Here is a 23,249-nt window from a genome sequence, read left to right as displayed (position 1 = left end):
ATTTAAGCCTCCTGCGATTTCTCAACAATAGCATAAGCTTTTTCGATAACTTCTTCTGAAAGTCCTAAATCTTTTACATAGCCTTTTACAGTGTTTTCAGAACTTCCTTTCCTAATCATGCTTACGATTTCCCAGACTTTACCGTTTGCAACACATTTATCAAACATGTCTCCGAATCCTTCTTCGTTTGTATTTTTAGCATTAATTAATTCATTTATTAATGCAATTGGGAGAGCCACAATGTATTTTATTTCTCCAGTCTGTCTGTCTTTGAAATCTTTTACCTGGTCGAGGAATAGTGTTACTTTTCCTTCCTTGTCTTCGTCGTAAACATAATCATTTCCTTCTTTTTTCTGACCTTTTTCAACTGTTAACTGGACGTTTCCTTTGTAAATTTTTCCGTAAAATGTAGCTTTGTCTTCTGTGATTTTAGCCATTTGTATCAACCTTTTTTACGTTATATTTTCCATAGCAGTACATTACTTCGATATTATCCCCTATTTCCAAACCATTCGATTCAGTTTTAAGAGAAAAATACTTTTCTTGACAGTCTTGAACGATAAAATTATGAACCTTAAGTTCATTAACTCCAAGGCATTCTCCAGTCATTGAATAAACTTCTACTCTTTTACTCTCGTTGGGTTGCCGTCCTTTAACGGTATAAACCCGGGGCTTGTATGTCCGCTTAACTTCAGGATACATTTAATCATCCTTGTTTTCACCTTGAATTTTGATTATGACGTTCTTTCCTATCAGGTATTTTGGTAAGGTTACGTGTCCGGTGTTCCCGAAAGGTTTTACCTGTTTTTCGATAGGTTTTTTCTTTTCTTTGGTCATTATCGCCTCTTTTTTATTTTAAAAAATAAAAGATATGGATTTTTCATATGTTCAGATGGGGGGAGTATTTCATTAGTGAGCATTTACTCACTAATTAAAAAATGGATATACTACTATATAAAATTTACTAAGTAACTCACTAATGATAAAAAGTTCACTAACTGATAATATATCTTTAATTACAAATTCATCTCTAATGATAATTTGAGTTGAATTAAATGATAAGTGCGTTAGCTAAGAAAAATTCAAGAGCCGTATTAGAATTACTCGCAAAAAACGAAGATGGACTTCATTTTGGCGATATTAAAAAAGAATTAGGAATAGATGGAAGAGTATTAACCGATACATTAAACGCTTTTTTAGATTTTGGGTTAGTTACAAGAATAATCGAAGACGAATCCAAAAGAATGTCCAGAGTATTCTATAAAATCACGGTCCGTGGTATTGAAGCTCTAAATTTATATAAATACTCAGATGAAATTCAGGCAGGAAAATTTGATGAAAAAAAGCCAGATAATGTAAGTATTAGCCATAACGATAATAAAAATAATCAAGGTTTCCAGATTATAGGGAATAACATTCAAAATTTACACGTAAAAAAGTAATTTGGGTTACAATTAATCTTAGATTTTAATTTTTGAGAGTTTTAAGAGAGTTAGTTAATAACTATATTTAGATTATTTATGTTTTTTGATTGAGGGAAATTTTATTAAAGGTGTGGGAAAATGGACGAATATACTAACTTTTATACAAAACCAAAAAATAAAAAAAGTGACTTAAAAATATTATCTGAAAAACTTGAAGAAATGTTCATATGTTTTTATGATCAATTTGAACTAAGTGTTCATGCTTCAGAAAAAATGCAAAAACTAAATAATTATTATGTAGACCAGAATTTTTTGCTTATTTTAAGATTAAACCGTGTATTATGGGAGATGCCCCAAGTACTAACTTTTAAGGAATATAAGGAAATTCTTGAACTATTTGTAAAAATATTAAAATTTCACAAGGAAACTGCATCAACCTATATTCAAGGAATGTTAAGTTTAAATTCCATGCCCTTAAAATTACCTTTCCTGATAGCAGGCATTCCTCTAATGATTATAGGACATATTTTTATTCAGATTTTTAAAGCTTTATTTCGTACTTTAAATAGAATCGTTATTAAAAAAGAAAATAAAACAGAATTCTACGATTCTGTACTGCTGGGAACCTGTTTTTTAATTATTTTATTTATAAAAATATTAACCGAAGTTTTATCTAAATCTACGCTTATTAAATTTTTTAATAATTTCGAGTATTCTTCATTAACTATCTCTCAAACGGTAGTTGAATTCAATGGGGTGTCAATCAATATTGATATCTTCTGTAAACTTTTAATTTTCTTATTCATATGTTTATCAATATTTGGTTATCTTAAAACTAAAAAGGTGTATGTCGGTCAAAATATAGATAATGGAAGTGCATTATACTTTAATTTCATATCCATCGTCCATTCCATGCTGAGATGGTTACTACTCCCTTTGATATGGTTTTTAATTTTTTCAAAAGAAGCCTTTTTCGAGGTTAAGATTTTGATACTTATATTTGCAGTAAGTTTATTTTATGGAAATTCTATGAATACATATTTAAAACATTTACATTCTTATGATTTTATTTATTATTTCAACAATTGGGCTGAAATTAATTCACAACAAGAAGACCTTGATTCACAACAAGAAGACCTTGATTCACAACAAGAAGACCTTGATTCACAACAAGAAGACCTTGATTCACAACAAGAAGACCTTGATTCACAACAAGAAGACCTTGATTCACAAGAAGTTAGGGCATGTATCATAAGTCAAATTGGACGTGACGAAAAGAAGATGAAAGCATTAGATAATAAAATTGACAGTTTATTTGAAAAGTTTTTATCAATATTGGAGAAATATATCGAACATAAATTAATAACTATATATATGAATTCTACACAACTATACCAAAATATTGTTATATTCATTTCATTTTTTTCAATTTATTATGGAATAACTAATAATTTTAACCTGCTTTCAATGGGCTATATTCTTTTAAGTCTTGTATTTTGGTATTATTCATTAAGTATTTTTTCTTATGGAATTCCCTCGAAAACATCAGATATACTTTTTAAAAATGGAAACAAAACGTTATTTAATGTATATATCCTGTATGAAAATCCTGATGAAGACCATATCGAAATAATTACCAAAAATAACAAAAGACAAAAAATATTTAAAAATTCAATATTGAGCATTACCAAAAATGATATATAGGTTTAAAAGGATATTCTGGTTAACGGTGGTATAATGGATATATTAAATTGGCTCTTTATTATCGCAATGAGCATTATTTTAGCAGTTTTAACACTATATGCTGTATCTATTGGTATCGGTAAATATTTTAAAAAAAGAAACGAAAACAAAGATACAATTGTCCAATAATCAATTTTAATAGTTTTAATTGCCAATATTAACATAATTTTAAAATAACCTTCTTCGATAAATTTTAATAACCATTCTCATCTTAAATTTTAAATTACTCTTTTTAAATTTTTAATAAAATCCACGATTAAACAGTTAAATTATATATACGATTTTTAATAAAAAATAATATGCTATTTTTTTATTTAATGAGGTAAAGTGAGTATACTTAAGGGGGCCTAAAATGGATATAGAAAAAGGTGTTCAACAGTATTTCAAAAGAAACATTTCTTATGTAATGTTTACCGTTTTTTTGACAATATTTGCTCTTTCATTAATGTTAAATCTATGTTATTATACAGGATGTGACATAATACCGTACTGGGTTGATTTAGTTCCTGATTTACAGAGTCTTTTTGGAATATCGATGACAGTTTTAATTTTAGGAATTATTTTTACAGAATATATCATGAAATGAAGACAAATTAAGTATTAATATACATTAAATTACTCTTTTTAGATTTGATTGAAAAAAGAAAGGTTTAGTGATGTATTAATTTTTTTAAGAATACATTTAATTGTATCACAGTATTTGTTAGGCTTTAACGATTTTTTATAGTGTTTACGTGTATTTTCTAATTAATTCATTTCTAAGACCTTTGATATAATCATTATCCGGGTCTATTTTTAGATATTCATCATAACAGTTTATTGCTTCTGAATACTTACCCATTTCTTCATAGATTTCAGCTTTTCCTTTCCAGGAATATGTATCCTCAGGATTAATTATTGAAACCTCATTGTAGCAAGTTAAAGCACCGTTTAAATCTCCCCGATGTCTGTATATATTTGCTTTTGATAACCAAACGCCTACATTTTCAGGGTCATTTTTAAGTGCCAAATTATAACACTCGACTGCATCTTCATATTCATACATTTTTTCAAGTGTTTTTCCCTTACTAATCAATACATCAGTATCATCACCATATAGTTCCAATACTCTATCGTAATATTTTATGGATTCACTGTAATTACCCATTAAATAATAACAGATACCTGTTGAATAAAGTGCAGCTTTATTAGTAGGATCAAGTTCCAATACTTCTGAAAAACAGTTTAAAGCGCCGTTATAGTCCTTGAACTGATTAACAAGTAATACCCCTTTGTTGTATCTGGATTTAATATTTTCCGGCCACAGTTCAATAGATTTATCATAATATATCAGCGCAGTTTCGTATCTACCCTCTTCTTCGTAAGAATGTGCTTTTGAATAACAACTTATAGAATCTAATTCGGGAAATATACATCCTGAACTAATAACTGTTAAAATAATGCATAAAATAACAATTTTTTTCATGACATGACCCCTTAATCCTCGACTAAACCACAAATATCTTATATTTTATTTTATAAATGGATATCCATTCCTTTAATCAGGAGTAATTTTCAGGCTAATTAGCAAATATAAACGAGTGATCGGGTATGAAATTTATATCTAAACTAATAATTTGTACTGCAATAGCGGTTTTGGTAAGTACCTGCGGATGTGCAGGAATCATAGGACCTGACCCAGAAGTAGTATCTGTAACTACTGCAAAAACCCTTGATGGGCTAAATACTGTTGATAAAGTAACGGTACTTTTAGAAAATCATGGTTATGAAGGGGATGTAACCGTAAAAGCGGTTTACAATTCAAATAAAGGCAGAACTTTTTCAGAAAAACAGACAGTTTACATGGATGAAGGAGCTTCTAAATACGTTGTATTTACTTTTGATACAGAATATAGTGAAGAAGGAACCGTATCGGTTACAACAAGCTAAACCTTTTTTATTTTTAATTTTTACGTTTAAACGGTGAATAAAATGGAAGATACCCACAAAATACTCATTGTTTTAGTTGTAATTTTCTCGGTTGTCGGATTTTTTGCACAAAATTCATTTTATGAAACTCCTACCAACGACTCGGAAAAAATTGTACTTCCCTACCCCTCAAACCGTACATATCTTGGCGGTATCGGCGGTGGAATGGAAGAAAGTGGAACTTTCAGGCTCTGGGTAACTTTTAATGATAAATTTAGAAATTTAACTGATAAAGAACAGTCCGAATTTATAAATAAAACTGGAATTTCTTTAAGGAAAGATGCAATTGAAAAGAATCTGATTGAAAATGATACTCCAATATTCATCATCTTTGAAAGCACTTACTATAAAGTTGAAGATGATGAATGGAAAATAGATTATTTTGGAAACTGGAGTTTTGAATAAGTTTTGACTTTCTTTTTTAAAATATACTATTTTTTAAAGTGTTGTTGCACAAAATTTTAAATAAAATATCAACTCGTTTTTCAAAAGAATTAATTCTTTAATTATTTAATTATTTTTACCGTAGAAAATATATAAAGTTTATACGGTAATAACTAAAACCCATAAAAGAAACGTTTGTAGTATAATACTACCTAAAAAATATATATTATAAACGCACCGCTCGAATTCAAAATCAATACAAATATATGGTAGTATTAATATAACTAATATACGTCTTTAGTTAAAATATATTCAAATAAAACTAAAGACCCGATGAAACACGGAAAAAAGGTGGAAAGGTGAAAAAATGAATATAAAAAGGAAAAAATATGAAAAGAAAAATTTCAATAAACGTCGAAGAAACAACTGATGAAAATAACAAAAAAGAAAACCGCAATCGTTCAAGTGTCATCTTGAAGATTTTTTATGTGATATTACTACTTTTAATAAAAACAATTAATTAAATAAAAAAAGCAAATATCTAATGATTCATAAGTCTGGGAAACTTATAGATGAAGATATTTGTTTACGAATATATAAAGATGTTTACAGACTATATATACTCTGATAACACAGTATATATACTACGATACTACGTTAAAATAAAACGCTCTTTTCAACAGTTATTCCAAATTTAAAAAGAAATTTAAAATTTATTTTCCCATAATCCTTAAATACTCTCTTTTCAAGCTCTCTTTATTTTTATGGAGGTAAATAGAAGTTGTTTTTATGTCTTCATGACCTAAAATATCCTGCAGCGTTCTTAAGTCCATTCCTTTATCTACACATAAAGTTGCAAATGTATGTCTCAGTATGTGAGGAGTAATCCGTTTATTAATCTTATTTCCATAAACGTCATTCAAATAATTAATATAATGCGTTATAGAAGATTTTCCGATTGCCTTACCACGCCGATTTAAAAACAAATTCGGTGCTTTTGGTTTTAAAATATCCCTTTCCCGGAGCCATCTTTTTAAATTAATTCCCATTTCTGAATCAAAAAACACGTATCTGTCTTTTCTTCCCTTTCCACCACGTATAAATATTGTCTGTTCATTAAAATCTACATCATTAAGTAGTATATTCTGAAATTCTGAAACCCTTACCCCTGTTTTAATAAAAAACATGGTAAATATATAGAAATTAATATCAATTATACTTCTAATCAATTCTTCTGACTGCCTTTGAGTCAAATAATCCCTTTCTTTTTTATCCGGTTTCAAGGTGTTTAAAAAACTTCTAACTGGATTACCCGTAATATGTCTATGTTTATTGGCCCATTCATAAAACCGATTTAAAGACCTTAAACGGTATATTTTTGTATTTCTCGAAGCTTCATACACTTCAAAAAATTCAATTATATCTTCTATTGTTAAATTTTCAAATGAAACGTCATCTTCATAATAATTTAAAACGATATTCATTGTAGATTTATAATTTACAAGAGTAGTTTCACTCAAACCAGAACAGAACTTTATATATTTATCAACAAGTTCTTTCGATTTCCCATCCAAACTAATCCCTCACCACATATTTTATATCCCCCATCGGCAAAGCTTCATCTCGTGCTCTAAAGTACCTACCCTTTCGCTCAACCATTGCCTTAAATTCAATATTACCCATGATTATTTTTTGTAAAATTTCTTCCTGTTTGACATTGCCTTCAATTCCTGTTTTAATTTTAAAATCTTCGTAAGTCATCCAGATATCGGGATTTTTACTTAAAACTCTAATTAATTTATCATAAACTTCTTTAAATTCTGAATCTGTTGGAGCTTCAAGAAATTTTTCAAATGAATCATCAATTTTTTTCTCAAATCTTTCAAACGAACTTTCAGTGGTAGTCATCACATCTTCCATTTTAGCCAAAATTACATCCATTTTAGTAAGCATTTCATCATTTCGAGTTTTATATAAATGCATAAATTTCATTGAATTTTTTGCAAAACTTGAAAGTGATGTATAACCCAATTCTTTTGCCATATTTTTAAAATCTTCAAGGTCTTTTTCATCATCAAAATTAATGTTCCTTCGTATCAAAAAACCACCCAGTATATAAATAAAAACGTTGTTAATAACTCTATAATTCATTGTATATAATTGATACCATAAGGGTATCAGTTTAAGGGTATAATCATATATAATAATATCTAAAATTAGGCATAATATAGAATAAATTACGGCGAAAAACGAATTTGTGATTTTGGTGATGTTTATGGATACGGGGTCTATTTGGTTAAAAAAGACTCTTTGGAAACTTACAAAATTTTCAGAAGATTATTTTGCAGTATTAGTTATTTTAGGTTCAATTGTAGGTTTTTTTAATCCTCGTATATTTGGGTGGTCACTGCCCCACATTTCCCTGTTTCTTGGAATTATCATGTTTGGAATGGGAATGACACTAAATAAAGATGATTTTAAAACAGTTTTAAAAAGACCAATTGACGTAGTTTTTGGGTCTGTTTTACAGTTTAGTTTAATGCCCCTATTTGCTCTTTTGGTAGTCACATTATTTCATTTACCAACAGAACTTGCAATAGGTGTAATTTTACTTGGTGCGTGTCCGGGAGGTACTGCATCAAACGTGATAACGTACCTTGCAAAAGGAGACGTTGCACTTTCAGTTGCAATTACGACATTTTCAACAGTTATTGCACCGCTAATAACCCCAATAATTGTGCTTTTACTTGCAGGAGCATGGATAGATGTTTCAGCATACTCGATGTTTTTATCAATTGTAAAAATTGTATTAATTCCAGTAATTCTCGGAGTAATTATTAACAATTCTTTTGGAGAAAAAATCGATTCAATAAGGCAGATTTTACCACTTTTATCGGTTGTTGCAATTGTTTTAATTGTTGGTGCGATAATTGGGGTTAATTCAGAAAAAATAGTATCTTCAGGATTTATCGTTTTGCTTGCAGTAATCGTTCACAACGCACTTGGCCTTTTGTTTGGTTATCTCGGAACAAAACTCGTTGGAATGGATGAAAAAAAATCAAGAGCCGTTACAATAGAAGTCGGGGTTCAAAATTCTGGACTTGCTGTAGCACTTGCAACAATTTACTTCAGCCCCCTTGCAGCAGTTCCAGGAGCAATTTTTAGCGTCTGGCACAATATTACAGGGCCAATCTTGGCAAACTACTGGTCCAAACAAGATAAAAAAATAGTCAAAAGAATAATTTGATTTAAAGTATTTAATTTTACAAATTATTTAAAAATTCTTTTAAATCTGAAAAATTTTCTGGCTTTACATATACCCTAAACCAATCATCTTCAAACCCCCAAAAAATTGAGGGTATTTTCTTTTCGTTTAATTTAAAATAACCATAAAATAATCTCGATAGTTTATCCAAAATATCAATTTCCCTAAATTCAGATATTAATTCAATTTTATCGTTTCCATACGGTATTCTAACTTTATAAATCCCCAATTTTTCAGAATTTATATCCTGAAACATTACTGTATCGTAAGTACATAACTTTGAAAAGTACGCATTTATTGTATTCATCGAAATATCGTTTTTTTCACACATCCACTCCTCGTAGACACATATTTTTTTAAATGGGTGGTTTCTCGATACAATATTTTCCCATATCTGGTTTAAGGGTGCTTTTGAATAATAATTTTTAGTTTCGATATCCTCGCCATTCATAAACACCACCCCGAAAATTATACAAAATAATTACAATTAAGAGAATAAAATCATCCAAAAGTTTAAGCATTAAATAATATATCCACTATCCTTTGATATATAGTATTTGGATATTTTAGTCTTTAAAATTAAATTAAAAGATTAATTGAGCATTATATAAAATAAAAAGAAAAAATAGTAGTTAAATTAAATGTAATCATTATGCTTTATTCGATTTTAAGATTTTAGAACCCCTCATAAGTGCAGTGAGTCCTGTTCTTGCGATTTCTTTGATTCCCATTGGCCTGATAAGGTCTAAAAATGCGTTGACTTTTTGTTCGTCCCCGGTAATTTCAACTGTAAGTGTTTCAGTGCTTAAATCGATGATTTTTCCCCTAAATATGTTTGCATACTGGATTACCTGAGATTTGCTGTCTTCAGTTGGCGCATAAACCTTTACAAGACAGAGTTCCCTTTGCACAGACTTGTTACTGTTTAAATCAGTTACTTTTATGACTTCTACAAGTTTATTCAACTGTTTTACAACCTGTTCAAGTACTGTATCGTCCCCCTGAACAACAATTGTCATCCTTGCAACATCCGGGTTTTCAGTACTTCCAACAGTCATACTTGAAATATTAAACCATCTTCTGGTAAATAATCCAGAAATTCTCTGGAGTACACCCGGTTTGTGTAAAACCAAAACTGAAATGATGTGTTTGTGTTCCATGATAATCACCCGATTAGACCTTAGGATTAAGTATTTTTTTCATTTCGCTAAAGCATTGAGCTTTTGGAGTTGGCTCCTGTCTTTCCGGGAATAATATATTTGTCATGTTTCCTCCAGGAGGTACCATGTGCAGTGCTTCTGCCGGGTCGATTAAAATATCAATTAAATATGGTTTTCCACTATTTAATGCAGTTTTAAATGCTTCTTTAATATCTTCAGGTTTTTCTACCCTTAAAGCATCGATTCCATAACTTTCTGCAAGCTTTATAAAATCAGGCGTTTCTCCAAGGTGTACTGCGCACTGTCGCTTTCCATAGTACAAGTTTTGCCACTGGTAAACCATTCCAAGAGTCCTGTTATCAAAAATTACAACTATAACAGGGATTTCGTATTCTGCAATCGTTGCAAGTTCCTGTGAATTCATTAAAAATCCACCGTCCCCGGTTACTGCAATTACGTTTGCATCAGGTCTTGCAAATTTAGCACCAATTGCTGCAGGGAATCCAAAGCCCATTGTACCCTGTCCACCAGATGAAATGAATGATTTTGGAGCACTTGTTTGGAAATAGTGTGCCATCCACATCTGGTTTTGGCCTACATCCGTTGTAAGAACAGTATTTGTTAAATTTGGATCAACTTCTCTAATTGCAGCCATCATTTCTTTGATAACTTTTTGAGGTTTTATTGGTGTATCGTCAAACTCCATTATAGGAAGGGACTTCTTTTGAAGTTTTTTGACATTTTCCATCCATTCTGTTTTATTAGTTAGTTCTTTTTTCATTAAATGAATTAATATATCCTTTAAAACTGCTTTTGCATCTCCCACGATGGGAATATCTACCCCAACATTCTTTCCAATTTCTGCAGGGTCAATATCTATGTGGATTACTTTTGTATTTGGCGCAAAAGTCGAAATGTCTCCCGTAATCCGGTCTGAAAACCTGCATCCTATTGCAATTAAAACATCGCTTTCATAAACAGAATAGTTTGAAGCCTGTGTTCCGTGCATCCCCACCAAACCAAGTGCAAGTGGGTGCTCTTCAGGAAAAGCCCCTTTACCCATTAAAGTAGTACATACTGGGATTTGAGCGTATTCTGACAATTTTATAAGTTCCGGTGTTGCGTTTGCAATCTGAACTCCGCCGCCTGCAATAATAACTGGCCTTTGTGCAAGTTTCATCAGCTCTGCTGCTTTTTTTATCTGTAAAGGGTGTCCAAATTTCGTTGGTTTATACCCCTGAAGGTTAATTTCAGCAGGAATTGGGTATTTTTCTAAATCTAAATCATTATCCTGAACATCTTTTGGTAGATCGACATGAACTGCACCCGGTCTTCCGGTTCTTGCAATTTCGAATGCTTTTCTGAATATTTTTGGAATTTCGCTTGTTTTTTGAATCTGGAAATTGTGCTTAGTAATCTGCATGAAGATTCCAAGTGCATCAATTTCCTGAAATGCATCGTTTCCAATTAATTTTGTTGGAACCTGTCCTGTTAATGCAACTACAGGGGAAGAATCCGCGTGTGCTGTTGCAACTCCCGTAACAAGATTCGTTGCACCTGGGCCCGATGTAGCGACACATACTCCAACATCCCCACTTGCTCTTGCATACCCGTCAGCCGCGTGTGCTGCAGCCTGTTCGTGCCTCGTTAAAATATGTACAAGGTCGCTGTGGTAAAGTGCATCGTAAAAGGGAAGTAATTGGCCCCCAGGATATCCAAAAAGGACTTTTACATTTTCTGCTTCTAAGGCCTTCATCATAGCCTCTGCTCCTTTCATGAGATCACCAAGAATAAGACGTAATAGATTTAAAATTAATTCGTTTCTTTTTATTAACTCAAAATCTTATATAAATATTATGAAAACATAAAATTTGTAAAATTTACCTGTCCGAATTATCTCTCGTCCACCATATATTAAATTAATCAGTGAAATTTATGATTTTAGGTATTTGCGATGGCCACAATTCAAGTGCATCATTAATCGATGAAAAAAAAATCCGCTATGCTGCAAGTGAAGAAAGATTTACAAGAAAAAAGAATTTTAGAGGATACCCTGAAAATTCCATAAATTACGGGCTAAACTCTTTTGTAAATGAAATAGATGAACTATCCCTCATCACTATTGGAGGGCAGTTTAGAAAGGGTGAAAGACTAAAAAAACTTAAATTACTCCAGGAAAAATTAGAAATCCCAATGTATTATTTTAATCATCATTTATGCCACGCTGCAAGCTACAAATTATCAAATTTTAAAGAATGCCTGATATTAACAATAGATGGTGGAGGAGATGGACTTTCGTCAACAGTATCTATTGGAAAAGATTCTAAAATAGAAACTATTGCTCAGAGTGATTTAATTAATTCAGTAGGGGATTTTTACGCGTCAATCACTGAACTGCTTGGGTTTAAACCAATGGAAGACGAAGGAAAAGTTATGAGTCTTTCAAGTTTTGAAACGAATGATTCCACGATTAATCTTGATATTATTGATTATAATGAAAAAACTAAATCTTTTAAGAATTATCTTGGAGTAATTGGCTCTGAATCAACAAAAGCATTGAAAAGAATATTAAATTATTCAAACCCAAATAGGTCCTACGATATTCAAATTTCAACGTTTGCCCAAAGTAAATTAGAAGAGGTTGTTTTAAAACTTTTAAAACAGTTTGTGGAAGAAACGGGAATTGAAAACGTCGTATTTAGCGGCGGAGTTGCACAGAACGTCAAGCTAAATAAAAAAATAATTCATCAGGACTTTGTAAATCAGCTGTATGTTCCCCCATTTACTGGAGATGAGGGTTTAGCAATTGGATCGTCAATTTTAAACAGTAACCACAACTTTGATTTGAAAAATACATATTTGGGTTATGAAATCGATAATTATACTGTTGAAAAAATTGTCGATTTAAAAAATTTTAAAGTTCAGTATCTCGAAGAAAAAGATATTTCAGAGTATGTTGGCCAATTAATTTCAGACAATAAACTTGTATGCGTTTCGAGAGGAAAAATGGAATTTGGACCGCGTGCTCTTGGAAATAGAAGCATTTTAGGACTTCCCACACATGAAAATGCGAAAAAACTTGCAAAAACTCTGAAAAGAAATTCATTTATGCCTTATGCTCCAACAATTCTTGATGAATACTCTGAAATTTATTTAAAAAACAAAACATACAGTCCTTACATGACCATGCTCTTTGATTGTTTTGAATCTAAAAAACAGGATATTGAAGGAACCGTTCATGTTGATGGAACTACGCGAGCTCAGACGTTGAAGAAAGAATTTAATGAAACGTATTATAATATTGTTAATTTTGTAAACGATTCAACAAAAATTCCTGCAGTTTTAAACACCAGTTTCAATTTACATGGTGAACCAATTGTTTGCAGTGAAATTGATGCCATAAACTCGTTTAAATATGTCGGGGATGTGCTTTTACTTGGAAATTATTTGATTGAAAAAATTAATTAGGAGAATGTTTATGATTACGATTGATGGAAGTTATCTCGAAGGTGGGGGACAGATTGTACGAACCGCAGTTTCTCTTTCTGCAATAACTAAAAAACCAGTTAAAATCATCAATATTCGAAAAAATAGAAAAAATCCAGGGTTATCAAACCAGCACATCGCATGTGTAAATGCAGTTTCAAAAATCTGTAATGCAGAAGTTGAAGGTCTTTTAAAAGGCTCTGAAACCTTGGTTTTTTACCCTAAAGAAATTACTGCTAAAAATTTTGAAATAGATATTAAAACTGCAGGAAGCATTTCTCTTGTTATTCAGTCAATACTTCCAATTACACTTGCAATAGACAAACCTGTCGAAATTACACTGATCGGTGGAACTAATGTAGAATTTTCACCGCCAATTGACTATATTAAAAATATAACTTTAAAATTTTTAGAAAATATTGGAATTAATTCGGAATTATCAGTATTAAACCGTGGATTATTCCCTGAAGGTGGAGGAACTGTTAAAATAACGTTGAAGCCTTCAAAAATCATTTCTTATGAATTAATTGAAAATGAAAATATCGATATTAAAGGAATTATTTTTAACCAAAACCTCGATGAAACCATTTCAAAAAGAATAAGAAAATCTGCAAGCGATATATTATTAAATAGCGGTTTTTACCCGGAAATCAGGCTTGAAAAAACGAAAGGGAAAAGTTCTGGAGTTGGAATATTTTTGTTCAGTAATTACGTTGGTTCAGACTGTCTTGGAAAAAAGGGGCTTTTATCCGAAACAGTTGGAAAAATTGCCTCTGAAAATTTAATTGAAGAATTAAATACAAAAATGGCAATAGATTCGCATTTGGCTGACCAGATAATTCCATTTATGCCTTTTTCAGACATTGAAATCGGCGTTTCGAAAATTACAAACCATACCCTGACAAATATTTATGTTGTAGAAAAATTCTTCGACGTTAAATTTAATATCGAAGAATACTCAAAAAACAGTGCAAAAGGATATGTAATATCAACCAAAGGTGTTTAGTTATGTATACATATTTTGAAACTACCGCGGATATTGGAATAATTGCTTTTGGAAAAACTCTTGAAGAATCTTTTGAAAATTCTGCAAGAGGCCTATCAAATATCATGGTTGATATTGAATCAATTGAAAAAGTAGAAAAGCGCTCGTTTAAAGTTATTTCAGAAGACCTTCTTGGGCTGTTATACGACTTCTTAACAGAACTTTTGATACTTCATGATTCTGAACTGTTAATATTTTCAGAATTTGACGTAAAAATCGAGAAAAATGAATGTTACGAATTAAACTGCATTGCTTTTGGAGATACGTACTCAAAAGATAAGTACGAACCAAAAGAAGAAGTAAAAGCAATTACTTATCACAAAATGGAAATAAAAAAGGATGAAAACTGTTGGAAAACAAAGTTTATTGTAGATTTATAACTCAACATTTCATGGACATGTTGTATGCAGTATCTGCCCATGAATCCATGATAAATCTTGCATTTCTCCGACCAGACTTTTTAATTGCCATTTTTCTTAAAGTAAACAGGGTTTCATCCAATTCTTCTTTTGACATCAAAGGAGCTTTTAACAGCATTTCAACTGCTAATTTATCCATTTCAGGTTCTTCTTGAGTTGATTTCATAAAATTACCTCGAAATTGTCTTAATTAATGTACTGTAATATTAATTTTAATAAATTATGATTATAATAATACTAATTTAAAATATATTATTATCATATATATAAATTTCTATAGAAAATAGTATTAATGAACTCCCATATTCGGTTAGATATATATGTATAGAGGTCGATATAGGAATTGTTTTTAACGGCAAGGGTGAAACTATGGAAGTATCAATTATCGGGGCTTCAGGCAAAATCGGAAGTGTTTTATCATTGCTTTTAGCAAAGGAAAGCTATATAAAAAATATTAATTTAATTGCCAGAAATAGTTCCGTGAATAAATTAAAAGGACTTAGAATGGACCTTTATGATGCAATGGCAGCTGCTGGTCAGGACACCAACATCGAAATATGTAATGACGATGATTTATCGTGTACAGGAAACTCAGATGTCACGATAATTACCGCAGGACTTGCAAGAACTGGAGATATGTCTCGAATCGACTTAATGCGTGAAAATGCAAAGATTATAAAAAACTATGCGAAAAAAATTTCAAATGCAGGGGATACGAAAATATTCATGGTTTCAAATCCTGTTGACATGATGACATATAAAGCGTTTATCGAAAGTGGATACGAAAGAAATCAGGTTTTCGGACTTGGAACACACCTTGATTCGATGCGATTTAAAGTAGCTGTTGCGAAATACTTTGAAGTTCACATTGACGATGTTAGGACGAGGATTGTTGGAGAACACGGGGACAGTATGGTTCCATTAATCAGCGCAACTGCGGTTGGTGGAATTCCAATAATAAGACTTCCAAAATACGAAAATTTCCCGTATGACCACATCCTCAAAAAAATCAAAGGTTACGGAAAAGAAATTATAGATTTGAAAAACGGTTCAGAATACGGCCCTGCATCTGCTATTGTGAATATTGTAAGGTGTATCGCACATGACGAAAAACGACTTTTAACCCTTTCTGCATACATTGAAGATGAAATTGAAGGGATTAAAGGAGGTTCCTGTATAGGAGTTCCCGTAAAGGTAGGTAAAGACGGAATTGAAGAAGTAATTCATATGAAAATGAACGATGACGAAATTGAAGGGTTTAAAAAATCATTTGAACTTGTAAAAGGGTACTGTAAAGAGATTGAATCTATTTAATTCATGAGACGATAATGTGGAAGTTTCTGAAAGAATAAAAATCGGAAATAAAATTTCCAAAATCACGATTGTTGCAAATATCGGGCTATCAATCTTAAAAATACTTGCCGGAGTATTTGGAAAGAGTAGTGCTTTAATTGCAGATGGAATGCATTCATTTTCCGATATTTTAACCACTGTTGTTGTGATGCTTGGGTTAAAACTCTCAGAAAAGCCTGCCGATGAATCCCACCCTTACGGACACGAAAGAATAGAACCTGCCCTGACAAAAATTTTAGCCGTAATTTTACTTGCAACTGCGTTGATGATTTTTTACTGCGGTTTAACAACGATTCTCAGTAAAAATTATCAAATTCCAGAAAATATAACCGTAATTGCAGCATTGATTTCTATTTTTGTAAAAGAATGGATGTATAAATACACTGCAAAAGCTGCTAACAAAATTGACAGCTCCGCACTCCTTGCTGATGCTTATCACCATAGATCCGATGCTTTTTCATCGGTAGGAACATTAGTAGGGGTTGTTGGAGCAAAACTTGGATATCCAATACTCGACCCCCTTGCATCAATATTAATTTCATTATTCATTGCAAAAATGGCGTTTGAGATATATTACGATGCATTAAACCAGCTTTTAGACACAGCTGCAGACCCGAAAACCATTGAAGAAATTGAAGAAATAATTCTTTCAGTTGACGGGGTTTTGGGAATAGATGTGTTAAAGACGAGAATTCATTCAAACAAAATCTATGTTGACGTTGAAATTTCAGTTAATAAAGATTTATCATTAATTGAAGCACATAACATTTCAGAAAATGTCCATTCAAAAATTGAAAGTAAATTAAAAAAGGTAAAACACTGTATGGTTCATGTGAACCCTTATTTAAAAGAATAATTTAGCTTAAACTTTCAACAACTTTTTCAAACATCAATTTTGTCGGGTCTTCGAGAGTTATTCCATTATTTCTTTTTCCGATGTTATCCATCACGTGATTTACAATTTCATCTAAATCTCTTGTGTGAATCATTCTTTCTTTGTCTATCAGGTAGTTATCAACACCCAAAAGCTTTTCAGGGTAGCACGAAATCGTTGGAACACCCAAAACTGCCGCTTCACGGTTCATCGTTCCACCAGCACCAATCATTGCATCTGAATAGTAAAGCAAAGATATTGCATCGATTGTTTTTGGAACAATTACGCCCATTGATACGTATTTTTCCCTTTGTTCTTCATCTCTTGGAAATGCAACGATATTACAGTCCATTTGACTCTTTAATTTATCAATTATCATTGGAATAATGTCTTTTTTCCCGTTGCAGTACGAAGAATTAGGTCTTGGTCTCATTATTGCTAAGGGCAGTGATTCATCGATATTTAATTTTTCCTTTATTGATTCATCGATTGAAAATGAAGAATTTAACCTTGAATTAACATTAGAAACTTCACAAGTTCCTGCAAATGAATCGATATCTTTTCCAAAAGAACTCCCGTTTAAGACCAATTTTGTGCCTTCTGGACATATTACGTCGTTTACAAGCGGGATAGTTAACCTGTTCTGTGCACTCGCGTGTTCATTATCTAAAACAAATATTGAATGGATATTCATTCCAAAAGCTACTCTTGGAAGTTCTACAGAGTGTTTTGCAATTGCAATTTTCGGGTCTAACTTCTTTACAATTTTTGTGAGTTCAATTACTCTTTTTGAAGAATTTATAAGCTTTTCTTCTAACGAATCTGCATGATTTCCAACAGAAATATAATCGTAACCATAAATATCTATTAAATCCTCTAAACTTTGAAATTTTCTTGCAGTTATGTAATATTCGATTCCTTCCTTGTTGAATTTGTCAATTAATTGCGAGAAGTAATGAATATGCGGGGAATTTGTTAAATCGATCCATACGTCCATAAAATCACCAATAAATTTCTACTGGATCACTAAAATAATTCTATTTAGTAATGATATTGAATCAAAAAGTTCTTTAATAAAGTAGCACTGTTTTATATATAATTATTGGTATTTGAAATTTATTATCTTTTGTATGGGAGATTATGATTATTGTAGGGATTGATCACGGCACATCGGGAATTACCGCATGTGTGATGGAAAACAAAACTGTAAAATCTATTTTTAAGATGAAAAGAACTGAAATAAACGAAAATTCATTTTTAAAAGAACTTGAAAAATATGTTAATTTAAATGACATCGATCTGATGGGCGTATGCTACTCAATGGGGGACGGAATAGATAAAATAACCGATATAAAAAAAGTTGAAAATAGGGGAGTAATAAACCTTGAAGGAATTGGAAAAAAGATTGGTGGCGGAACGAGAGTTTACGATGAGATAAAATCATCAAATATTCCTGCAGTTGTCATTCCGGGACTTCACAAGGGCGTAAAAAGTATGGATGAAAGATTTAACGCTCTTTTTTCACATATTGCATCTCCAGAAAAAATATCCATCTGCTACAATGCTTACAAAACGTTTGGATTTGAAAATTTCATTCTGTCAGACATTTCCTCAAATACTGTCACACTTTTGATAAAAAATGGAAAAATATTCGGCGGATTTGATGCATGCGTTGGTGCTGTTGGAATATTACACGGACCCCTTGATCTTGAATTAATTAGAAATATCGATGCAAAAAAAATTACTGCAAATGATGCTTTTTCAAAAGCAGGAGTCGTTAAAATTACAGATTCTTACAAAGGCGTTGAAGATACTAAATTTGAAATTATGAATAACTACAAAAAGGATGAAAAATGCACATTGGCAGTTGATTCACTTGTTTTAAGTGTTTCGATGGAAATAAACTCTTTAATGTTTTTAAATCCTGACAAAAACGTGATTCTTGCAGGCTCCATTGGCACTTGGAAAAACCCGAATGTTTCTGAAATGATAAAAGAGAATATCAATAGAAATGTCCTGGTTTTAGATGAAGAAAGTGGTGCAATAGGTAGCGCAATGATTGCAGAGGATATCTTAAATGGTAAAAAGGAAATTCTTGGAATACAGGTTGATTTTTAAATTTTCTAAATTTTTAGACTTTGTACCATAACCATTATATACCACTTTTCGATATATGGTAGTTGCCGCTCTTTTAAAACCATGATGATATGAGTGGGCGCCATCCGGATAAAAAAATTTTTTTAAGTGATGAAGGAGGTCATAATATGGCTGTATATGTTAAATTTGAAATATCACAAGAACTCGAAGAAAAAACTGCAGAAGTAGTTGCTAACGCTGAAAAAATCAAAAAAGGCGCTAACGAAGTTACAAAAGCAGTAGAAAAAGGAATTGCAAAATTAGTTGTAATCGCACAAGATGTACAACCTGAAGAAATCGTTGCACACATTCCAGTAATCTGTGACGAAAAAGGAATTGCATACTCATACAGTTCAACAAAAGAAGCTTTAGGAAAAGCTGCTGGTTTAGAAGTACCTACATCAGCTATTGCAGTTGTTGCTGAAGGAAACGCTGACGAATTAAAAGATTTAGTTGAAAAATTAAATGGATTAAAAGCATAAGTTTAGCAGCTAACAATTAAATAAAATCAGGTGATTTAAATGGCTGATGAGATGGTATACCAGGAAGCAGTAGCTGCTGAAGTTATCCAAGTTAACGGAAGAACAGGAGTTACTGGTGAAATTTTCCAAGTAAGATGCAAAATCTTAGGTGGAAAAGACACAGGCAGAATCTTAACAAGAAACGTGAAAGGACCTGTTAAATTAGGTGACTTCATCATGTTAAGAGAAACCGAAAGAGAAGCAAAACAACTCGGTAAAAGAAGGAAATAATTCCCGCTAGGTGATTACAATGGAATGGAAAACATGTAGCTTTTGTGAAGGCACAATTGAACCTGGATGCGGAAAAAAATACGTTAAAAAAGACGGTTCAGTTATGCACTTCTGTTCATCAAAGTGTGAAAAGAACTTCAAACTCGGAAGAGTTGGAAGAAAATTAAAATGGACTAACACATTTAAAAGAATCAACAGAGGACAATAACTCCTCTAAATCTTTTTTAATATTGGTTTAAAATTAAAATTAGCTTTTTTGAAAAATATTTTAAAAATTTAAAAAAAAGAAATGAATTTTTTTAATTATTCAATTGTTATTTTATAAACTACGGTGTTTGCAGAATTTTCAATTCCTTCCCATGAACGGTAGTAATCAAATTTTAGCTCTACTTCTCCAGATTCAGTTGCATTAAATGTCCATTCATGAACCCCGCCTGCACCAACAATTCCATCTTCTACTTCATCTTGGATATATTCGTCAAACGATAATTCTATTTTATCGTCATCGCTTATAGAATAATTCCACGTGTAGCCAGTTGTAGGGTTTTCATCAAGCGTTATTGTTAAGGTTTCCCCGACATTTATTTTTTCGTCAATGGTTTCTATTTTCGTATCAGTAGAATCTTCCGCTGGTTCGACGTATGGTCCATAATATGGGTATTCATATTTTGGTAGATTAATTTTTTTCACGGTTTCCCAGGTATTTTCATTAATTACGTGTACTTCATAGTTTGAAAACGTGTATAAGTAATCTCCGATATATAAAGACCTCAAAACGCTGTAGTCTTTGAAAACGTCATCTTTAACCATTTTAATTCCGTTTTCTTTAACTTCAAAAGCATATGCGTGGCTTCCTGCAGGAAGTACGAGTATTTCTTTTTCAGAATCCCACAAAAATGCGTGGTGTTCGTAAAGAGCAGTTGACCAGTATTCGTTTAAGGAATATTTTGAAAGTTCTTTTGGATTTTCAAGGTCAGTTATATCAAATAATGAAATTTTTACCATATTCTGGTCATCTTTTCCAATTCCAATTACTTTATTGTTTCCAATTGGGTGTAAATAAGTAGAATATCCTGGAATTTTCAGTTCACCAATTACTTCTGGATTTTCCGGGTCTTTTAAATCAATTACGAGTAATGGATCGGTTTCTTTATATGTTACAATGTAAGCTTTGTCCCCAATAAACCTTGCAGAGTATATTCTTTCTCCTTCTTCAAGGCCCGTCACTTTCCCGATAACATCCATATTTTCATCGAATACGTAGATGTTATTTGTTTGAATATCCCTAAATCTCCAGTCATTTCCAATTGTTGTTGCAATTCTTAAATTTCCTTCGTATTCATCCATTGAAAAGCTGTTTAAAATTGTTCCAGGAACTTTTCCACTTGTTACTTTAAAATCATCGAGACTTATTTTTGCAATACCTGTTCCTTCAAGTTCTTCCCAGTTTTCTTTCAAATAAATTTCATAATCATTTTCAATTTCATTTTCTAAATTATTCATTTCTTCTGAGGATAGTGTTTTTAAATAATCTTCGAGAATTTCAGTCATCTGTACATATTTTGCATTGTCTCCAAAATCAGTATTTGAAAATACCCGATCAAGTTTGTCTGTAACTTCTTTTGGGAAATATTTAGCACTATTTTCCGCCACAAACTTCATCATCAGTTTATCTTCATCATAATCTAATTCATAAGCAAAATAAATACTGTCTTTGGTAACATACACAGTATTGCTGTAGGAACCAACTAATGCAGCCGTGTTTTCAATATCCCCACTTTCAACATCTATCGATGAAACTATGTATGTGGTTTCAAAGTCGTTGTAGATAATATCTGGAATTATCGGGATGTATATATTATCATAATCAATTCTAACGTTATTCCAGATTATAGGCCCATTTATTCCATATTCTTGAACTATCATGTACAGTTTTCCATTGATTAATCTTGAATCAACATATGAACCGTTTAAATCTTTTGCCCATATTAATTCAGGCGCTTTTGGATTTGAAATATTGTAGTTTTTTATTCCATCATAAGTTATTACAATTAAATTATCCCCGTCAAGGTAAAGATTACCGCCATCAGTGATATTTCCAATTATTTGAGCGGTTTCAGGAGGTAATGCATCAATTGTATATGTAACCTGCCCCCAGTAATTACCCCATGTTGGACCTTGCGTTGTATAAAATATAAATTCACCGTTTGTTTTTACAATATCCGCTTCGTCAACCCCTACTACCTGAACATTTGTCTCTGAATATCTCTCTTCCGAATATCCTGAAGCCCTTGAATCACTATCGTAAGCAATCTCGGATGTTACAGCATATTCTTTTACTGCATAATTACTGCCACTAAGATAATATCCTGAACTTGATACCTGTTTTAAAAAATTATTGAAGTTTTCTTCTGAATTTACCGGAACTACCTTAAAATCCCCAGTATAATTTATTTTTAAATCTTCCGGATTATAGGTTAAAAAAACTGCGGAAGTTACGATGAGTAGCCCCAAAATAATGATTATATTGCGATTCATAAAAATCACCGTTTTATCGTCATAATAATACTGTGTTGTAAACACTTAAAAATAGTTTTTAAATCGTTCGGTGAGTTCCGAACATTTTTTTTAAGTAAAATAAAAACGTGAAAAATAAAAAAATAATTAATTAGACCTGTACACGATTTTTGAAATTACGTGATATGCCATAAGTAAACTTATTAAAATCAATCCTGTACCAATCAATAAATTTAAATCAGAACTAACGGCAGTTACGGGTTCTGAAATCCTACAAGTTGCTACATCTGATCCAGCGCTTAACGCCTCACATGTACCATACGTATCTAAATCCGTTGAAAGTAATTTTTTTCCAAGTTTAAGGAACATTATACTGTATAACCCGCTTAAAAATACGATTACAGACATCGGGAACAATATTACCATTTTTTCAATATCATTTCTGATCAAATACTGTCCTTTTTCCGTTAATCCATAGTATACCCATTTTCTACCATCTTCATTCCTTTTTACAAGTTCTCCATCAACCAATATTGATAAATGTTCGTGAACTGTTGATTTGGATAGTTTCAGACTTTTTGAAAGTTCGGTTACAGTATAATTTTTATTTCCGAGTGCTTTTAAAATGGATATTCTTGAGCGCGAGGATAGTGCTTTTAAAAACTTTTTGTTAACTTCAAGGCCTGTCATCATTAATCACTTAATAAAAGTTAAGAAAAAAAT

The 23,249-nt window shown here is 31.6% G+C and carries 29 protein-coding genes; 16 read left to right on the top strand and 13 right to left on the bottom strand.

What is annotated here, in order from left to right; all coding sequences use genetic code 11:
- Positions 1 to 2 precede the first annotated feature (2 nt).
- From ACS5L2_RS03185 to ACS5L2_RS03175, 3 genes are read right to left on the bottom strand one after another with little or no spacing between them, the layout of a single operon-like run.
- Positions 3 to 437, bottom strand: coding sequence for a hypothetical protein (locus ACS5L2_RS03185; protein WP_459202320.1), 435 nt, complete (start codon positions 435 to 437; stop codon positions 3 to 5).
- On the bottom strand, positions 430 to 702 hold the full coding sequence (locus ACS5L2_RS03180; protein ID WP_459202319.1) for a hypothetical protein: 273 nt from the start codon (positions 700 to 702) through the stop codon (positions 430 to 432). The genes ACS5L2_RS03185 and ACS5L2_RS03180 overlap by 8 nt, the downstream gene beginning before the upstream one ends.
- Complete coding sequence (locus ACS5L2_RS03175; RefSeq protein WP_459202318.1) at positions 703 to 837, bottom strand: DUF2080 family transposase-associated protein; 135 nt, start codon at positions 835 to 837, stop codon at positions 703 to 705.
- Positions 838 to 1,055: 218 nt separating this feature from the next.
- On the opposite strand from ACS5L2_RS03175, the gene ACS5L2_RS03170 reads away from it, so the two are divergent.
- The 4 genes from ACS5L2_RS03170 to ACS5L2_RS03155 all read left to right on the top strand — a co-directional run bounded on the left by ACS5L2_RS03170 (position 1,056) and on the right by ACS5L2_RS03155 (position 3,753).
- The gene (locus ACS5L2_RS03170; RefSeq protein ID WP_459202317.1) at positions 1,056 to 1,442 is read left to right on the top strand and encodes a winged helix-turn-helix transcriptional regulator; all 387 of its coding nucleotides are present in this window, start codon (positions 1,056 to 1,058) and stop codon (positions 1,440 to 1,442) included.
- A 120-nt stretch (positions 1,443 to 1,562) separates the two neighbouring features.
- Positions 1,563 to 3,128 (top strand): coiled-coil domain-containing protein, encoded by a 1,566-nt coding sequence (locus ACS5L2_RS03165; RefSeq protein WP_459202316.1) that lies wholly within the window; start codon positions 1,563 to 1,565, stop codon positions 3,126 to 3,128.
- A 33-nt stretch (positions 3,129 to 3,161) separates the two neighbouring features.
- A complete protein-coding gene (locus ACS5L2_RS03160; RefSeq protein ID WP_459202315.1) occupies positions 3,162 to 3,296 on the top strand; it encodes a hypothetical protein in 135 nt (44 codons plus the stop codon).
- A gap of 223 nt (positions 3,297 to 3,519) precedes the next feature.
- Positions 3,520 to 3,753 (top strand): hypothetical protein, encoded by a 234-nt coding sequence (locus ACS5L2_RS03155; protein WP_459202314.1) that lies wholly within the window; start codon positions 3,520 to 3,522, stop codon positions 3,751 to 3,753.
- A gap of 144 nt (positions 3,754 to 3,897) precedes the next feature.
- On the opposite strand, the gene ACS5L2_RS03150 is transcribed toward ACS5L2_RS03155, so the two are convergent.
- Positions 3,898 to 4,632 carry a tetratricopeptide repeat protein gene (locus ACS5L2_RS03150; RefSeq protein ID WP_459202313.1) on the bottom strand — a complete coding sequence of 245 codons (735 nt, stop codon included), beginning with the start codon at positions 4,630 to 4,632 and terminating at the stop codon, positions 3,898 to 3,900.
- A gap of 125 nt (positions 4,633 to 4,757) precedes the next feature.
- On the opposite strand from ACS5L2_RS03150, the gene ACS5L2_RS03145 reads away from it, so the two are divergent.
- Together ACS5L2_RS03145 and ACS5L2_RS03140 are read left to right on the top strand one after the other, a co-directional pair.
- Positions 4,758 to 5,096 (top strand): hypothetical protein, encoded by a 339-nt coding sequence (locus ACS5L2_RS03145; protein WP_459202312.1) that lies wholly within the window; start codon positions 4,758 to 4,760, stop codon positions 5,094 to 5,096.
- A gap of 42 nt (positions 5,097 to 5,138) precedes the next feature.
- Entirely contained in the window at positions 5,139 to 5,540 is a 402-nt protein-coding gene (locus ACS5L2_RS03140; RefSeq protein WP_459202311.1) for a hypothetical protein, read from the top strand.
- A gap of 692 nt (positions 5,541 to 6,232) precedes the next feature.
- On the opposite strand, the gene ACS5L2_RS03135 is transcribed toward ACS5L2_RS03140, so the two are convergent.
- A complete protein-coding gene (locus ACS5L2_RS03135) occupies positions 6,233 to 7,093 on the bottom strand; it encodes a tyrosine-type recombinase/integrase (RefSeq protein ID WP_459202310.1) in 861 nt (286 codons plus the stop codon).
- Between the two features lies 1 nt (position 7,094).
- Positions 7,095 to 7,619: a hypothetical protein gene (locus ACS5L2_RS03130; protein WP_459202309.1), complete on the bottom strand. Its 525-nt coding sequence runs from the start codon at positions 7,617 to 7,619 to the stop codon at positions 7,095 to 7,097.
- Positions 7,620 to 7,794: 175 nt separating this feature from the next.
- Between ACS5L2_RS03130 and ACS5L2_RS03125 the strand changes: the two genes are divergently transcribed.
- Positions 7,795 to 8,766: a bile acid:sodium symporter family protein gene (locus ACS5L2_RS03125; protein ID WP_459202308.1), complete on the top strand. Its 972-nt coding sequence runs from the start codon at positions 7,795 to 7,797 to the stop codon at positions 8,764 to 8,766.
- A 16-nt stretch (positions 8,767 to 8,782) separates the two neighbouring features.
- Here ACS5L2_RS03125 and ACS5L2_RS03120 read toward each other — a convergent pair whose 3' ends face one another.
- The 3 genes from ACS5L2_RS03120 to ACS5L2_RS03110 all read right to left on the bottom strand — a co-directional run bounded on the left by ACS5L2_RS03120 (position 8,783) and on the right by ACS5L2_RS03110 (position 11,721).
- Entirely contained in the window at positions 8,783 to 9,235 is a 453-nt protein-coding gene (locus ACS5L2_RS03120; RefSeq protein WP_459202307.1) for a hypothetical protein, read from the bottom strand.
- A gap of 199 nt (positions 9,236 to 9,434) precedes the next feature.
- The gene (gene ilvN, locus ACS5L2_RS03115; protein ID WP_459202306.1) at positions 9,435 to 9,944 is read right to left on the bottom strand and encodes an acetolactate synthase small subunit; all 510 of its coding nucleotides are present in this window, start codon (positions 9,942 to 9,944) and stop codon (positions 9,435 to 9,437) included.
- Between the two features lie 13 nt (positions 9,945 to 9,957).
- Positions 9,958 to 11,721 carry an acetolactate synthase large subunit gene (locus ACS5L2_RS03110; RefSeq protein ID WP_459202305.1) on the bottom strand — a complete coding sequence of 588 codons (1,764 nt, stop codon included), beginning with the start codon at positions 11,719 to 11,721 and terminating at the stop codon, positions 9,958 to 9,960.
- A gap of 158 nt (positions 11,722 to 11,879) precedes the next feature.
- Here ACS5L2_RS03110 and ACS5L2_RS03105 point away from each other — a divergent pair, with 158 nt between their 5' ends.
- The 3 genes from ACS5L2_RS03105 to ACS5L2_RS03095 are packed head-to-tail and all read left to right on the top strand — an operon-like array spanning position 11,880 to position 14,855.
- Positions 11,880 to 13,412, top strand: a complete 1,533-nt coding sequence (locus tag ACS5L2_RS03105; RefSeq protein WP_459202304.1) for a carbamoyltransferase C-terminal domain-containing protein — start codon at positions 11,880 to 11,882, stop codon at positions 13,410 to 13,412.
- 4 nt (positions 13,413 to 13,416) lie between these two features.
- Positions 13,417 to 14,436 carry an RNA 3'-terminal phosphate cyclase gene (gene rtcA / locus ACS5L2_RS03100; protein WP_459202303.1) on the top strand — a complete coding sequence of 340 codons (1,020 nt, stop codon included), beginning with the start codon at positions 13,417 to 13,419 and terminating at the stop codon, positions 14,434 to 14,436.
- 2 nt (positions 14,437 to 14,438) lie between these two features.
- Positions 14,439 to 14,855 (top strand): archease, encoded by a 417-nt coding sequence (locus ACS5L2_RS03095; RefSeq protein WP_459202302.1) that lies wholly within the window; start codon positions 14,439 to 14,441, stop codon positions 14,853 to 14,855.
- Position 14,856: 1 nt separating this feature from the next.
- On the opposite strand, the gene ACS5L2_RS03090 is transcribed toward ACS5L2_RS03095, so the two are convergent.
- Positions 14,857 to 15,060, bottom strand: a complete 204-nt coding sequence (locus ACS5L2_RS03090) for a hypothetical protein (RefSeq protein WP_459202301.1) — start codon at positions 15,058 to 15,060, stop codon at positions 14,857 to 14,859.
- Between the two features lie 203 nt (positions 15,061 to 15,263).
- Between ACS5L2_RS03090 and ACS5L2_RS03085 the strand changes: the two genes are divergently transcribed.
- Both ACS5L2_RS03085 and ACS5L2_RS03080 read left to right on the top strand, forming a co-directional pair.
- Positions 15,264 to 16,208 carry a malate dehydrogenase gene (locus ACS5L2_RS03085; protein ID WP_459202300.1) on the top strand — a complete coding sequence of 315 codons (945 nt, stop codon included), beginning with the start codon at positions 15,264 to 15,266 and terminating at the stop codon, positions 16,206 to 16,208.
- A 16-nt stretch (positions 16,209 to 16,224) separates the two neighbouring features.
- Positions 16,225 to 17,103 (top strand): cation diffusion facilitator family transporter, encoded by an 879-nt coding sequence (locus tag ACS5L2_RS03080; RefSeq protein WP_459202299.1) that lies wholly within the window; start codon positions 16,225 to 16,227, stop codon positions 17,101 to 17,103.
- Between the two features lies 1 nt (position 17,104).
- On the opposite strand, the gene ACS5L2_RS03075 is transcribed toward ACS5L2_RS03080, so the two are convergent.
- Positions 17,105 to 18,118 carry a DUF354 domain-containing protein gene (locus tag ACS5L2_RS03075; protein WP_459202298.1) on the bottom strand — a complete coding sequence of 338 codons (1,014 nt, stop codon included), beginning with the start codon at positions 18,116 to 18,118 and terminating at the stop codon, positions 17,105 to 17,107.
- 143 nt (positions 18,119 to 18,261) lie between these two features.
- On the opposite strand from ACS5L2_RS03075, the gene ACS5L2_RS03070 reads away from it, so the two are divergent.
- The 4 genes from ACS5L2_RS03070 (at position 18,262) to ACS5L2_RS03055 (ending at position 20,217) form a co-directional block, all read left to right on the top strand.
- Positions 18,262 to 19,239 carry a methanogenesis marker 12 protein gene (locus ACS5L2_RS03070; protein WP_459202297.1) on the top strand — a complete coding sequence of 326 codons (978 nt, stop codon included), beginning with the start codon at positions 18,262 to 18,264 and terminating at the stop codon, positions 19,237 to 19,239.
- Positions 19,240 to 19,385: 146 nt separating this feature from the next.
- Positions 19,386 to 19,739, top strand: coding sequence for a 50S ribosomal protein L7Ae (gene rpl7ae, locus ACS5L2_RS03065; RefSeq protein ID WP_048058475.1), 354 nt, complete (start codon positions 19,386 to 19,388; stop codon positions 19,737 to 19,739).
- Positions 19,740 to 19,778: 39 nt separating this feature from the next.
- Positions 19,779 to 20,009 (top strand): 30S ribosomal protein S28e, encoded by a 231-nt coding sequence (locus tag ACS5L2_RS03060; RefSeq protein WP_459202296.1) that lies wholly within the window; start codon positions 19,779 to 19,781, stop codon positions 20,007 to 20,009.
- Positions 20,010 to 20,028: 19 nt separating this feature from the next.
- Positions 20,029 to 20,217, top strand: coding sequence for a 50S ribosomal protein L24e (locus tag ACS5L2_RS03055; protein WP_011170583.1), 189 nt, complete (start codon positions 20,029 to 20,031; stop codon positions 20,215 to 20,217).
- A gap of 95 nt (positions 20,218 to 20,312) precedes the next feature.
- Here the strand turns inward: ACS5L2_RS03055 and ACS5L2_RS03050 are convergent, their stop codons facing one another.
- Positions 20,313 to 22,547, bottom strand: coding sequence for a beta-propeller domain-containing protein (locus ACS5L2_RS03050; protein ID WP_459202295.1), 2,235 nt, complete (start codon positions 22,545 to 22,547; stop codon positions 20,313 to 20,315).
- 126 nt (positions 22,548 to 22,673) lie between these two features.
- Positions 22,674 to 23,216, bottom strand: coding sequence for a winged helix-turn-helix domain-containing protein (locus ACS5L2_RS03045; RefSeq protein ID WP_459202294.1), 543 nt, complete (start codon positions 23,214 to 23,216; stop codon positions 22,674 to 22,676).
- Positions 23,217 to 23,249 lie beyond the last annotated feature (33 nt).

The sequence above is a fragment of the Methanococcus mangrovi genome (genome assembly GCF_054506835.1).
The sequence above is the reverse complement of the archived record's forward strand: the minus strand, read 5'-3'. Positions and strand labels throughout refer to the sequence as shown.

What these genes read in the sequence shown, in the direction of transcription:
- ACS5L2_RS03140 (WP_459202311.1), top strand. Translation starts at nt 5,139, where the DNA reads ATGGAAGATACCCACAAAATACTCATTGTTTTAGTTGTAATTTTCTCG.
- ACS5L2_RS03150 (WP_459202313.1), bottom strand. Translation starts at nt 4,632, where the DNA reads ATGAAAAAAATTGTTATTTTATGCATTATTTTAACAGTTATTAGTTCA.
- rpl7ae (WP_048058475.1), top strand. Translation starts at nt 19,386, where the DNA reads ATGGCTGTATATGTTAAATTTGAAATATCACAAGAACTCGAAGAAAAA.
- ACS5L2_RS03050 (WP_459202295.1), bottom strand. Translation starts at nt 22,547, where the DNA reads ATGAATCGCAATATAATCATTATTTTGGGGCTACTCATCGTAACTTCC.
- ACS5L2_RS03055 (WP_011170583.1), top strand. Translation starts at nt 20,029, where the DNA reads ATGGAATGGAAAACATGTAGCTTTTGTGAAGGCACAATTGAACCTGGA.
- ACS5L2_RS03185 (WP_459202320.1), bottom strand. Translation starts at nt 437, where the DNA reads ATGGCTAAAATCACAGAAGACAAAGCTACATTTTACGGAAAAATTTAC.
- ACS5L2_RS03170 (WP_459202317.1), top strand. Translation starts at nt 1,056, where the DNA reads ATGATAAGTGCGTTAGCTAAGAAAAATTCAAGAGCCGTATTAGAATTA.
- ACS5L2_RS03155 (WP_459202314.1), top strand. Translation starts at nt 3,520, where the DNA reads ATGGATATAGAAAAAGGTGTTCAACAGTATTTCAAAAGAAACATTTCT.
- ACS5L2_RS03160 (WP_459202315.1), top strand. Translation starts at nt 3,162, where the DNA reads ATGGATATATTAAATTGGCTCTTTATTATCGCAATGAGCATTATTTTA.
- ACS5L2_RS03165 (WP_459202316.1), top strand. Translation starts at nt 1,563, where the DNA reads ATGGACGAATATACTAACTTTTATACAAAACCAAAAAATAAAAAAAGT.
- ACS5L2_RS03070 (WP_459202297.1), top strand. Translation starts at nt 18,262, where the DNA reads ATGATTATTGTAGGGATTGATCACGGCACATCGGGAATTACCGCATGT.
- ACS5L2_RS03060 (WP_459202296.1), top strand. Translation starts at nt 19,779, where the DNA reads ATGGCTGATGAGATGGTATACCAGGAAGCAGTAGCTGCTGAAGTTATC.
- ACS5L2_RS03075 (WP_459202298.1), bottom strand. Translation starts at nt 18,118, where the DNA reads ATGGACGTATGGATCGATTTAACAAATTCCCCGCATATTCATTACTTC.
- ACS5L2_RS03120 (WP_459202307.1), bottom strand. Translation starts at nt 9,235, where the DNA reads ATGAATGGCGAGGATATCGAAACTAAAAATTATTATTCAAAAGCACCC.
- ACS5L2_RS03085 (WP_459202300.1), top strand. Translation starts at nt 15,264, where the DNA reads ATGGAAGTATCAATTATCGGGGCTTCAGGCAAAATCGGAAGTGTTTTA.
- ilvN (WP_459202306.1), bottom strand. Translation starts at nt 9,944, where the DNA reads ATGGAACACAAACACATCATTTCAGTTTTGGTTTTACACAAACCGGGT.
- ACS5L2_RS03095 (WP_459202302.1), top strand. Translation starts at nt 14,439, where the DNA reads ATGTATACATATTTTGAAACTACCGCGGATATTGGAATAATTGCTTTT.
- ACS5L2_RS03090 (WP_459202301.1), bottom strand. Translation starts at nt 15,060, where the DNA reads ATGAAATCAACTCAAGAAGAACCTGAAATGGATAAATTAGCAGTTGAA.
- ACS5L2_RS03110 (WP_459202305.1), bottom strand. Translation starts at nt 11,721, where the DNA reads ATGAAAGGAGCAGAGGCTATGATGAAGGCCTTAGAAGCAGAAAATGTA.
- ACS5L2_RS03045 (WP_459202294.1), bottom strand. Translation starts at nt 23,216, where the DNA reads ATGACAGGCCTTGAAGTTAACAAAAAGTTTTTAAAAGCACTATCCTCG.
- rtcA (WP_459202303.1), top strand. Translation starts at nt 13,417, where the DNA reads ATGTTTATGATTACGATTGATGGAAGTTATCTCGAAGGTGGGGGACAG.
- ACS5L2_RS03105 (WP_459202304.1), top strand. Translation starts at nt 11,880, where the DNA reads ATGATTTTAGGTATTTGCGATGGCCACAATTCAAGTGCATCATTAATC.
- ACS5L2_RS03175 (WP_459202318.1), bottom strand. Translation starts at nt 837, where the DNA reads ATGACCAAAGAAAAGAAAAAACCTATCGAAAAACAGGTAAAACCTTTC.
- ACS5L2_RS03145 (WP_459202312.1), top strand. Translation starts at nt 4,758, where the DNA reads ATGAAATTTATATCTAAACTAATAATTTGTACTGCAATAGCGGTTTTG.
- ACS5L2_RS03180 (WP_459202319.1), bottom strand. Translation starts at nt 702, where the DNA reads ATGTATCCTGAAGTTAAGCGGACATACAAGCCCCGGGTTTATACCGTT.
- ACS5L2_RS03125 (WP_459202308.1), top strand. Translation starts at nt 7,795, where the DNA reads ATGGATACGGGGTCTATTTGGTTAAAAAAGACTCTTTGGAAACTTACA.